Source organism: Pseudozobellia thermophila, assembly GCF_900141855.1.
In the GTDB taxonomy this organism is placed as follows: Bacteria; Bacteroidota; Bacteroidia; order Flavobacteriales; family Flavobacteriaceae; genus Pseudozobellia; species Pseudozobellia thermophila.
This window is the reverse complement of sequence record NZ_FQYU01000001.1, coordinates 1,238,579-1,250,147: the sequence shown is the minus strand read 5'-3', so window position 1 is coordinate 1,250,147 and position 11,569 is coordinate 1,238,579. Positions and strand designations below refer to the sequence as shown.

Genomic DNA, 11,569 nt, shown 5'->3' with positions numbered 1-11,569 from the left:
TTGATCACCTATTTAATTGTTCCAAAATTACTTGGGCAACCTTCCTTCCCTGCTCCGCCTTGCCCAGCGCATTGTAATGCACGTTACCGGGCTTGACCATCCATCGGGCATGGTTGGGAAGTGTAAAACCGTACAAATCGTTGATCACTATGGAAGGATAGTTTTTTAGTACTTCCAGGGCGGCGGCATTGTACTTTTTGGCATCCCCGGCAAAACGTCCCTTGGCATTTTTAGGAACCGGGGTGGTGGTGGCAAAAACCAATCGGGTATTGGGAAATTTGCGCTGTAGGAATTGGCATATGCCATGCAGGTTTTCCTTGTAGGTCGCCACATCCGAAACGACAGTACCGTTTTCTTTATCGAGTTCGCCCCCTTTCATGTACTTTAGATCATGAAGCCCCACGTTGAAGTGAATAAGGTCCCATTCAAAATCCCAACCTCCCTTTAGATAGGGTTCGAACATCGTCCGCTCAAGTTTATCCATCTTTGGAATGAACTCATGACTGGATTGCCCGTTATTGAAAATCCGGAAGACCGAGGCCTTTCCCTTTAACTCTTCCCTTACCGTGTTGGTATACCCTATGGAAATGGAATCGCCGTACAACAGAACATTCGGCAGGCCCTTTTTCGGGTGGATATAGGAGAAGACCGGTCCTTCCTGCATCCGTATGCCCTCCCATGCCTTTTGCGCCCTGTTCCTGTTCGTTGCGCAAGAATATAGCTGTGGCAACAATGCCAGTCCTATACTGCCGACACCCGCCTTTCTCAAAAATTCCGATCGCTTCATTAAATCACCACTATTTTGATCGGCCGACCCCTTGTCGGCCCAATTGATTCATCCGGTCTATATCAAAAATCAGGTCCCGTGCTATTGGTACCTCTTGTTGTCCGCCTTCAACTCCGCCTCGAAATCGTCCAACATTTTAGCCATCCTTTTAACCAATTTCGGATGGGAAGCGGCCACATTATGGGCTTCTGAAATATCATCGGCCAAATTATAGAGCTCTATCTTTCCCTCCCTTCTTCTCAACTTCCAGTCTCCTTGCCGGACCGCTTCAGCCGTCTCCTCAAAGAAATAGTAAAACCCTTTTCTTTTATGGGGAGAGCTTTTCTTCTTCCCCGCCAATAGGGGCCAGATATTCTTGCCGTCGATAATCTCTTCGGGCAGGTCGCCGCCGGTTAAGAATGCTATGGTCGGGAACAGATCTATTGTAGAGGCCACCTCGCTACAAACCGCGCCCGCCGGTATGGTTCCCTTCCATTGGGCGATCATGGGCACGCGCATTCCACCTTCGTAGGTACTGAACTTGTGTCCCCGTAGGGGAAGGGCGCTACCACCGTGGCCGTTTTTTAAATCCCACGGACCATTATCGGAGGCAAAAACGACCAAGGTGTTCTCGGCAAGACCGAGCTTGTCCAAAGTTTCGAGTATTTGGCCCACGCTCCAATCCAATTCCTCGATCACGTCACCGTACAGTCCGCGTTCGCTTTTACCCTTAAAGGCCTCGGAGGCATACAAGGGAATATGGGGCATGGTCTGGGCCACATATAGGAAGAAGGGCTTTTCTTTGTTCTCTTTAATAAAGCCAAGCGCTTCCTTAGTATACCGTTGTGTCAAGGTTTTTTGGTCTACCGGATATTCGATGATCTCATCTTGTCGAAACAGGGGCACCTTTCCTCCCCTCCATTTTTTCTCCCGTAGACTGTCAAGGGTCATTCCCTCTCGAAAAACAATATCGCCCGAAACCTTGGCGCTTGGATTAACGGACATATCGTTGCTGAACGGAATGCCGTAATATTCGTCGAAGCCCTGTTGGGTGGGCAGGTATTGGGCCTCGTCGCCCAGGTGCCATTTTCCTATACAGGCCGTAGCATAGCCCTTGGCCTTTAGCATATCGGCTATGGTCATTTCCTGGTTCGACAATCCTCCTTCCAAATTGGGCCACAGTACCTTGGGCACCCCGACCCTGGGTGGGTAGGCCCCGGTCAGCAAGGCTGCCCTCGAAGGCGAACATACGGGGGAGGCGGAGTAAAAATCGGTGAATTTTATACCGTTGCCCGCCATTGTGTCCAAGTTCGGGGTTTTGATCAGGGAAGAGCCGAAGACCCCCACGTCTTGATAGCCCTGATCATCGGTAAAGACGATCACTATATTGGGCCTACTCCCTTTTTGTCCGTAAAGGGGGGGCAGTATTGCACCCAACATCACTACACATAGAATTAATCTTTTCATATTCCCTTTCCACTTTTGCGGCTATTTCAGCTCGCCGTTAAACTTATACTTTTTGCCGGCCACAGTCTTGAATTCAACGACCTTGCCTTTATATTGCAAGGTACAATCGGCACCCTTTTTGGAAAGCACCTCGACGGATTCCAAACGGGAATCTTTCCACGCCATGGAAATCTCAAATCCGCCCCTTGCCATCAAACCCGCAACTTGGCCCTTGGGCAAGGCATCGGGCAAGGCGGGCAAAAGTTCTATTTTACCCAAGTGGCTTTGCACCAACATTTCCAAAATTCCGGCGGCACCGCCAAAATTTCCGTCTATTTGAAATGGCGGGTGGGCATCGAAGAGATTGGGGTAGGATCCTCCCCTAATTTTTCTAGAGGGCTCCTCGGCCGGACTCAAAAGCCTGTGCATTAAACTATAGGCCCTGTTGCCATCCTTAAACCTCGACCAGAAATTTATTTTCCAAGCCAGGCTCCAGCCCGTACCGTTATCCCCCCTGTATTCCAGAGATTGTCTTGCCGCCTTCATCAATTCGGGCGTATCTTCCCAGTTGATCTCGTTACCAGGATGCACGGCCCACAAATGCGAAACGTGCCTGTGATGGTTGTCGGGGTCGTCCTTGTCTTCCATCCATTCCTGCAACTGCCCGTGTTTCCCTATTTTGTTGGGCGCAATCTTGGGCAACATTTCCTTCAGCCCTTCGGCAAAGGCTTGGTCTTTACCCAAAATAGCGGAGGCCTCGATTACCGATCGGAACAAGGCCCTGATCAATTGATGGTCCATGGTCGGCCCTGCCACCAATCCTCCTATTTCGGGGGAATTCGACGGGGAACTGATCAAATAGCCCGTTTTTGGATCTTCGTACAAAAACTGGGAGTAGAACAAGGCGGATTCTTTGATGATCGGGAAATATTCCTTTAAGAATTCCTTGTCCAAGGTAAAAAGGTAATGCTCCCAAATGTGGGAACTTAACCAGGCCCCGCCGCCCAACCATATTCCGTGATTGGAGGCATTTACCGGTGCCGCCCCGCGCCAGATATCCACGTTGTGGTGGGCGATCCACCCATCGGCGTTATAGTGCTCCCTGGCCACGGACTTACCGGTTTGTGACAGGTCTTCGACCAACGAAAACAGGGGTTCGTGGCATTCGCCCAGGTTGGCTACCTCGGCAGGCCAATAATTCATCTCCACATTGATATTGGTGGTATAGCTGCTGAACCACGGCGGATTCAACTTCGGGTTCCAAATGCCCTGCAAGGTTGCCGGCTTGGTACCCGGACGACTGCTGGCGATGAGCAAATATCTTGCGTACTGCACATACAGGGCCACGAGCTGCGGATCATTGGGGTCCTTCCAAAAATCGTAGATGCGCCTGTCGGTGGTAGTCGTTGACCGCCCGTTATCGCCAAGGTCGATTTTAAAGCGATCGTAGAGCGAACGGTAATCGCTTATGTGCCGCTCCTTTACGGCCTTAAACCCAACTCCGTCAACTTTGCCCAAAATTGCCTCAACCTCCTTTTCCGGTTCGCCCGAAACGTCGTTGAAATCGACATAGTTGGTCGCTGCGCTTAGGTAAATGTCGGCCCAGGAGGCATTGGATATCTTAAGCCTGCCTTTCGAGGTCGTTATTTCCCCATCGGTCTGCACCTTAAAGCTTGCCACGCCCCTTAAGGCCCCGTCTTTTACCTTCACCTTAAGGGTTTGGGACGAGGCCGATGTAACGACCTCCTTTTTTTCGTGTAGGGCATCCATCCACACCTCAAAGCCCAAGGCCCTCGATTTGTCGGCCGTGACATGTACCGCCAAGATCTGGTCGGGGTAGCTGGAAAAAACCTCGCGTTTATAATTGACCCCATCTACTTGATAGGAAACGGTACTTACCGCATTCGACAAGTCCAACTCCCTATGGTAAGCGGTATAATTTTTATGATCGGGAAACCCGAGGTACAGGTCACCAAAAGGTTGGTAGGGCACCTGCCTTAAGGGCACGCTCATGAACTCTTCGGTCGCCAGGTTTTGCGCCTCTATCTGCTTGCCTTCGGACAGCAAGCTCCTGATTTCGGCCAAGTGTTCGGCCGCTCCCTTATGGGCATAATTGTGGGGTTTTCCGGCCCAAAGTGTCTCTTCGTTGAACTGAAGGTGTTCTTTTTCGACCCCGCCAAAGACCATGGCCCCCAAACTGCCGTTACCCACAGGCAAGGCTTCCGTCCACTCCACGGCAGGTCTATCGTACGACAGCTTCATATTATCTTGTGCCGACACCACAATAGGGCCAACGACAAAAGCGCATGTTAACGTAATTAATCGTAAAGTTTTCATGTTGTATCCAAGTAAGCTGATTTACAATTACCGAAGCCACAAACTTCTCGCCTAATCATTCCAATGGGCCTTAATGATTTCAAGTACTTCGGGATTGTCTTGGTCGGTATCCCCCAAGGCTTCGCGCTGGGCCAGAATTTCGGCTTTCATCCCCGCAATGATGTCTTGGTACTTGGGATCTTTATAGGCATTGTGCAGCTCGTTCGGGTCTTCTTTCAGGTCGTAAAAATCCCAAAATTGCGTAGGCTGGTTCTCGGGGGTATAGTTATTCGATTTTAGACCGTTTCCGTAAAAGAAGGCCAACTTGTACCGCTCTCCCCTAATACCAAAATGGCCGGGCCGGTCCTTTGAATGGTCCCAATACCTATAATACCCGTATTTGCGCCAATCGTCGGGCGTGTTTCCCTTGAGGTTTTCCCTAAAACTCCGCCCTTGCATGGTTTCGGGGTAGTCGATACCGGCATAATCGGCGAAGAGGGCCGAGAAATCGGCGTTCTCGATCAAATCCTTGTTCCTGGCCCCTGCCCTGACCTCCTTAGGGTATCGGATCACAAAAGGCATATGAATGGATTCTTCGAATATCAAGCGTTTGTCGAACCAACCGTGCTCGCCGAGAAAGTAGCCTTGATCGGCGGTATAGATAACGATGGTGTTTTCGGCGAGTCCGGCCGCATCCAAATAATCGAGCAACTTGCCAATATTGTCATCGGCCGCCGCACCGCAACGCATAAAATCCTTGACATATTTTTGGTAGGTCTTGTACCTCGCCTCATCGTCCGTAAGTCCGTCTACCGAAAAGGGAAGCTCGGGGTAGTTCATAAAGTCCTTTCTCAACGATGGGTCTGCCGTTGCCGCCAGATATCTTTTCTTTAGGTTGTCTACCGACTGGCCCACAAAGGAACGGCCGGTTGTTTCAGGGCCCTTATCGTAAAACGAATCGGGCACGGGTATATCGACATCGCGATACAAATGGCTAAAGCGCTTGGGATAATCAAAGGGCTCGTGGGTAGCCTTAAAGTGGCACATGGCCATAAAGGGCTTCGACTTGTCGCGATTTTCTATCCACTCGATGGTCTTGTCGGCAATAATATCGGTACTGAAACCCTCGTAAGTTTTTCCGCCACCATAGTAATCTTCCCAGTTTTCCTTGGTTTTCAACCTAGGGTTCCAGTACTCGCCCTGTCCCGGCAACACACAGTAGTAGTCAAAACCTGCCGGTTCTTGTTTTAGGTGCCATTTGCCGATTACCGACGTTTGATAGCCTCCTTTCTGCAGCTCCTTGGCAATGTTATTGTGCTCGGGGGAGAGTCCGGCCCCCAAGGTAGTTACCCCGTTTACATGGCTATACTGTCCCGTAAGTATCGTTGCCCTGCTCGGGGTGCAGATGGAGTTCGACACCAGGCAATTTTCAAGTACCGTACCTTCCGCGGCCAGGCGTTTAATATTGGGGGTATGGACATAATCTTCCAAAATACCGCCGTAAATGCCCCAGGCCTGTGAGGTATGGTCGTCGGCCATAATAAAAAGAATGTTGGGGCGTTCTTCTTCGCTGGACACCTCTTCCGCTGCCTTTTCCTTACAGGATATCAATATCAAGGCTATTGCACAGAAGAGGGCAATTCCTTTTCTTTCTTTTAGTTTTCTCATAGTTGGCTTATTGGTCATGTTTATATTTAAGATCGAATTTAAAACTTTACATGCTTAAATTCCGCTTTAAAGGCCAAAGGATAGCTTCTTCCATTACCAACGGGCATATGGATCTCCGTTCCCCGATCCGTTTGTTCGAACCTTACCTTGTCTTGGGTATCCAATCGCACCAAGGACTTGAGTTTCCCGGGATTGGTCGCCTTGCCCAGGCCGAGCGTGGGTATGAAGAGGCTTCCCGATTTGGGGTTAAGTGCAATGATATAAAAGGCCTTGCCCTTGGTCGTAAAGCGCACCTCGTCGCTGGCGTACTCCGGCGAAGCGGTTGTCCTTTGGTTGTAATGCTCGCCCTTATGCTTCATGGTTGCGGCGTTTTCGTCTACATTCCGTATTTCGCCATTGGCGGTTAGCGAGCGACCGCCCCGTACACTAACCCCGTCCCCGTAAACATTCCACGGCCGGGTTCCGTAGATGGCCTCCCCGTTCACCTTCAACCAGTCACCAACGATATCGACGATTACTTTCTGTTCGGCGGGAATGGTACCATCGGGATGGAGCTCGATATTCAAGAGCAGGTTGCCGTTTTTGCTTACGGCATCGATCAGCATTTCCAAGATGGTCCGGGCGTTATGGGCCAGATGCCTGTCTTTCTTGTAGAACCAATCGGTAAAGGTAATTTCGGACTGCCAAGGTTCTTTGCGCAGGGTGTTGCTTCCGCCACTTTCCACTTCGTTGACCGTACCCGGCACCCGTCCCTTTAACAACATGACGGCCTCAATACGCCCGTTTTCGGCAAGGCTGTTGTTGTACAAGCGCCTACTGACCGCTTTGCCGTGCAGGCCATAGGAAAACCGACCGCCGTCGTAGTATAGCAGATCCGGCCGGTAGGTATCGACCAACTGAAAATGGCGTTTTTCCCAATTTTCCTTTATGGCCTCGATAACTTCGGGGGTCCTGTTTTCCGGCACGGGCCCATAGAGGTCCGCAGGATCCAAACCTTCCCACCATTGGCCCTTTCCATCGGCCTTGGTCAGCCTGCCATCGTAGGGAACGCCTTTGTACGGCCCGCTTTCATCGGCACCGAAAGCCGGCTTCCACCATTCTAGATGCCGATTGTCGTGACTCGTGAGCCCGAATTTTAAATGGGCGGCCCGGGCAGCATCGGCAAAGGCTTTGATAATGTCCCTTTTGGGGCCCACATTGACCGAATTCCACGGGTGGTATGTCGAATTGAACAGATCGAAATGGTCGTGGTGGTTGGCCAGGGCCACGATATACTTGGCCCCGTTCCTCTTAGAAAAGGCAATGAGTTCTTCGGCATTGAAGTTTTCGGCCTTCCATAAATTAATAATGTCCTTGTACCCGAATTCCGAAGGGTGGCCGTAGGTTTTTAAATGGTAGGGATTGGCCATTTTACCGAATACCTGCTTGCCCACATCTTGCATGTACATATGCCGGGCATACCAACCGCCGCCCTGTTCGGGAACGCTTTGGGGGCCCCAGTGGAACCAGATCCCGAACTTGGCATCGCGGAACCACTCTGGGCAGGAATAGATCTCTGCGAGTTCTTCCCATTCCAGTTCCCTTCGGTCTTCTTGGCCACGGAGGTTAGCCGAGCACAGGGCAAGGACAACGATAAGGCCTTTTGCAAAACACAATCTCATCCTACTTGGTATGTACCTAGGTTTTATCATGGTCGCGTCATGTTTGAGTCGTACAGTCCGAACATATCCCTGTCCAAATCGGCCGGATCGCCCGTCTTTTGGATCAAGGACTTCAGTTCAATCAGCAAATCGGATTTTATGTTCCGAAATTCGGGAGCTGTAGCAAGGTTTTCCAGTTCCCAAGGGTCTTTACTTACATTAAAAAGTTGATGGGTAAGTTCGCCGTCCTTGCTACTCACTATCAGTTTATAGTCCCCTTTTCGCACGGCCCGGTGGGCACCCCTCTGACCGGGTTTTTTATCGCCCGGCCAAGCGTTGTAGGCGTAGAGTATAGACTTCCTGACCTGTGCTTCCTTCCCCAACAAGACCGGGGCCAGGTTCTCGGTTTGGACAGACTCGGGAACATCGATTCCTACCAAGCCGCAAAGGGTTGGAAAAACATCGTGCAGATAGGCAAAGGCTTCCTTCTTTACATTCTTGGGTATGCCGGGCCCTACAAAGACCAAGGGTACCTTAACGCTGTGTTCATAGACGCTCTGCTTGCCCATGAGTCCGTGTTGCCCTACCGCAAGGCCATTGTCACCGGAAAAAACGATTATGGTGTTATCGGCCTTGCCCGAGGCTTTTAAGCCGTCTAACACGCGTCTTATCTGGGTATCGGTTGCCGTAACCATGGCGTGATAATCGGATATGTGTTTTTTGACCTCTTTGCGGGTACGTGGAAAAGCGGCCAGTTTTTCATCCCTTATCCGCATGTCCGCAATGGGGAAAGGGTGCTCTTCCATAAAGTTTTCAGGAAGCTCGGTCTCTTCCACGGGGTACATGGCGTGGTATTCTTCAGGTGCCGTTCTGGGATCATGTGGGGCCGTAAAGGCCACGTACATTAAAAACGGACTTTCCGAGGTATCGTTCCTTAAAAAATCCACCGCGGCATCGGCAAAAAGCTCACTCGAGAATTTTTCGGTATCGGCATAGGGCTTCGACCATCCCCTTTCTTTGTCGAAGTCCCTGACTTTTGCACCAAAATGTTTGGTCATACCTCCCAAATAAAGCGATTTTCCTTGATCAAAGCCCCTTTCTACCCATGGTTTGCCATTGTGCTGTTTACCGGTAGCAAAGGTGCGATAACCATTGGCCTTGAAGTATTCGGGAAAGGTCAGGTAGTCGGACTTCCCCCTTAAACTGTCGGCCACGGAAAACTGGGCATACACGCCCGGCTCCAAATTAAAGTAGTGGCGCCCTGTCATCAACATGGCCCTGCTAGGAGAGCACACGGCCCCGTGGGGAGCCCCCAAAATGTACGAATTGGTAAAGGAAACGCCTTCAGCCATCAGCTCGTCGATAGCCGGGGTGGCAACTTCCTCGATACCCAAACTTCCGACGGCCGTGTGTCTTTGGTCGTCGGTAAGCAGAATCAATATATTGGGCCTGTTTTTCTTTTCAGTTCCGTGCATTGCGGATTTGCAACCCGTCATAAGCCCGAAAAGCAATACGAACATGGGCGGTAAAAGCTTGTTTTGGTAATGGGGTTTGGTACGTTTGATCATTTAATTTTAGGTTCAATTTTCTTTCTTCGGTGTCCTTAATTCCAATTCCCTGCGCATTTAAAAATCGATCCGAATTCCTTTGGGTGAGTTCTTCGCTATATCCGCATTTCTTGACCAAAAGCTGTAATCGACCGGACATGTCTTTCAGCACCCATAGGTTGTGCAACTGTTTATTCCATAAAAGCCTTTTTTTTTTACGGTCGCACAGTTTACAATCGCCTTTCACAATAGGGATGGATACACCCATAGCGATCCTTCCGTATACCGTAATGCGTTTCGCCTTCGGCGCTCTTTGAACGGCCCGATCAAAAAAATACAGGTATTTGGATGGTTTGCAATGACTCCCTGTCGGTTCTAAGAGGGAAAAAAGGGAGGAACAACCTCCCTTTCAACAACTCAAAACAAACTCGGGGAAACTAACTAACTTCCAAAAACTATTCTTTTACAACTACCATCCTGGGTTTTGGGTCAGGTTGGGATTGAGTATTATTTCATTCGATGGAATGGCGTTCAGATAGGCCTTGTCGGGATCAAAGTTATAGGCCCCGTCGCTTTGGAAGGGGTCTAGATAATCTTCGGCATCCAAATATACCTCCGATTCATCGGCCATGGTTTCAATGATACCATCATAAAAATAGGCGCCTTTGGGCAGGCCGCTGTTGATCAGCTCATGTGCCCTCCATCTTAACAGGTCGTCCAATCTGAATCCTTCCGCCATCAACTCTACGGAGCGCTCCCTTCGTATTTCGTACAAAACATCGGAAAGTGCATAGCCATAATTGGGCCACTCGGGGTCGGTGGTGATTCCCGATAAGACCATATGTGGCATTCCCACCCTGTCTCGCAACAAGTTTACGGATATATCCAAATCGGACTGGGTTATCGTACCCAACTCCCCCTTCGCTTCTGCGTAGATTAATAACAATTCGGCATACCTCATTATTATTTTGGCCGTATTTCTAGAAAATTCGTTCGAGGACGGTTCTACATTTGGGTTTCTATATTTTTGCGACTCGTATCCGGTACTGGCCGCGTTTTGGCCCGTTATGACCGGGGCGGCAAAAAGGGTTTCCGTACCGTCAGAATCGATTCGGACCACATCACCGGGAACCATAATGGTTGCCGCCAATCTGGGATCCCTATTGTTTTCCAGGGTTGACAAATCTTGGTCCCCTACATACAGTGGACTCACGGAAATGGGATCTCCATCTGTACACAGGTAGCTACGAACGGCAAACCGGGTGTACGACGATTTGTTGGGCCACCCAATCTGAAGGTCGTTTCCGATATTCAAACCGATATAGTCGTACTCCCTCCACAAAAGCATCTCTGTGTTCCCGCTTAGGTCGGTCTGGTTGAACAGGGAGCCGTAATCGTCGTGCAAGGCAAATATACCACTGTCCATAACCTCTTTTGCCGCATCGGCCGCTATTTGCAAATAAGAAGACCCGTCGGAACCCTCTACGCCGAAAACCGTTCCGCTATGGTATTTTTCCCATGTCCCTTCGTACAGGGCGATCCTCGCCTTTAAGAACAAGGCGGCCTCCTTACTAATGCGTTGCTCGGCCACATTCGGAAAAGACCCCAATAGGCCAATGGCGGTATCGAGATCTGAAAGTATAAAATCGACCACTTCGTTTCTGGGGTCCCTGGCCTTATAGAGGTACTCCTCATCGGTATCGGTGATGTAGGTATCTATGATGGGCAGGTCGCCATAATCCTTTAAAAGGTCGAAATAATAATAGGCCCTAAAGAAGTATCCCTCACCTATATATTGGTTGAGCTCGGCCTCGTCACCTTCTGCCCTATCGACTTGACTGAGGTAGTAATTGACTTCCCTGACCTCATCCCAGCTCCATATGGCATTGGTGGCATCGGTGGGTGTGGTATACAAACCCAAAAACCTATTGGTGGCGAACTCACCGATCAATAAATCGGAATTGTTATCGGGAATACCGGCAAAACCATTGCCGGCCCCTTGCCATCGCTGCAAGGGCAGATCATTGTAAAATCCGTTTACGGCCGTCTCCAAGTCTTGGGCCGTTTTATAAAATTCGACTTCGGTGATATCGTCCAAAGGATTTCGCTCTAAATAGTCTTCACAGGAAAAAAGCAAATATGTGAAGCTAACAACTGCAACTTTTAATATATTTTTCATATTTCTT

7 protein-coding genes are annotated in these 11,569 nt (G+C 49.9%); all 7 read right to left on the bottom strand.

Annotated features, from left to right (window positions below; genetic code table 11):
* Positions 1–4: 4 nt before the first annotated feature.
* Complete coding sequence (locus BUB37_RS05205) at positions 5–787, bottom strand: SGNH/GDSL hydrolase family protein (RefSeq protein WP_072989521.1); 783 nt, start codon at positions 785–787, stop codon at positions 5–7.
* Between the two features lie 81 nt (positions 788–868).
* Positions 869–2,233, bottom strand: a complete 1,365-nt coding sequence (locus BUB37_RS05200) for a sulfatase family protein (RefSeq protein WP_212635253.1) — start codon at positions 2,231–2,233, stop codon at positions 869–871.
* A 21-nt stretch (positions 2,234–2,254) separates the two neighbouring features.
* Positions 2,255–4,549, bottom strand: a complete 2,295-nt coding sequence (locus tag BUB37_RS05195) for a glycoside hydrolase family 95 protein (RefSeq protein ID WP_072989513.1) — start codon at positions 4,547–4,549, stop codon at positions 2,255–2,257.
* Positions 4,550–4,600: 51 nt separating this feature from the next.
* Positions 4,601–6,196 carry a sulfatase family protein gene (locus BUB37_RS05190; RefSeq protein WP_072989509.1) on the bottom strand — a complete coding sequence of 532 codons (1,596 nt, stop codon included), beginning with the start codon at positions 6,194–6,196 and terminating at the stop codon, positions 4,601–4,603.
* Positions 6,197–6,234: 38 nt separating this feature from the next.
* Positions 6,235–7,857 (bottom strand): alpha-L-fucosidase, encoded by a 1,623-nt coding sequence (locus BUB37_RS05185; RefSeq protein WP_072989506.1) that lies wholly within the window; start codon positions 7,855–7,857, stop codon positions 6,235–6,237.
* A gap of 26 nt (positions 7,858–7,883) precedes the next feature.
* Complete coding sequence (locus BUB37_RS05180) at positions 7,884–9,404, bottom strand: sulfatase family protein (protein WP_094766535.1); 1,521 nt, start codon at positions 9,402–9,404, stop codon at positions 7,884–7,886.
* Between the two features lie 448 nt (positions 9,405–9,852).
* Complete coding sequence (locus tag BUB37_RS05175) at positions 9,853–11,562, bottom strand: RagB/SusD family nutrient uptake outer membrane protein (protein ID WP_072989503.1); 1,710 nt, start codon at positions 11,560–11,562, stop codon at positions 9,853–9,855.
* Positions 11,563–11,569: the final 7 nt, after the last annotated feature.

Excerpts from the sequence above, each read along its gene's own strand:
- BUB37_RS05205 (WP_072989521.1), bottom strand. The coding sequence starts at position 787 with ATGAAGCGATCGGAATTTTTGAGAAAGGCGGGTGTCGGCAGTATAGGA.
- BUB37_RS05200 (WP_212635253.1), bottom strand. The coding sequence starts at position 2,233 with ATGAAAAGATTAATTCTATGTGTAGTGATGTTGGGTGCAATACTGCCC.
- BUB37_RS05195 (WP_072989513.1), bottom strand. The coding sequence starts at position 4,549 with ATGAAAACTTTACGATTAATTACGTTAACATGCGCTTTTGTCGTTGGC.
- BUB37_RS05190 (WP_072989509.1), bottom strand. The coding sequence starts at position 6,196 with ATGAGAAAACTAAAAGAAAGAAAAGGAATTGCCCTCTTCTGTGCAATA.
- BUB37_RS05185 (WP_072989506.1), bottom strand. The coding sequence starts at position 7,857 with ATGAGATTGTGTTTTGCAAAAGGCCTTATCGTTGTCCTTGCCCTGTGC.
- BUB37_RS05180 (WP_094766535.1), bottom strand. The coding sequence starts at position 9,404 with ATGATCAAACGTACCAAACCCCATTACCAAAACAAGCTTTTACCGCCC.
- BUB37_RS05175 (WP_072989503.1), bottom strand. The coding sequence starts at position 11,562 with ATGAAAAATATATTAAAAGTTGCAGTTGTTAGCTTCACATATTTGCTT.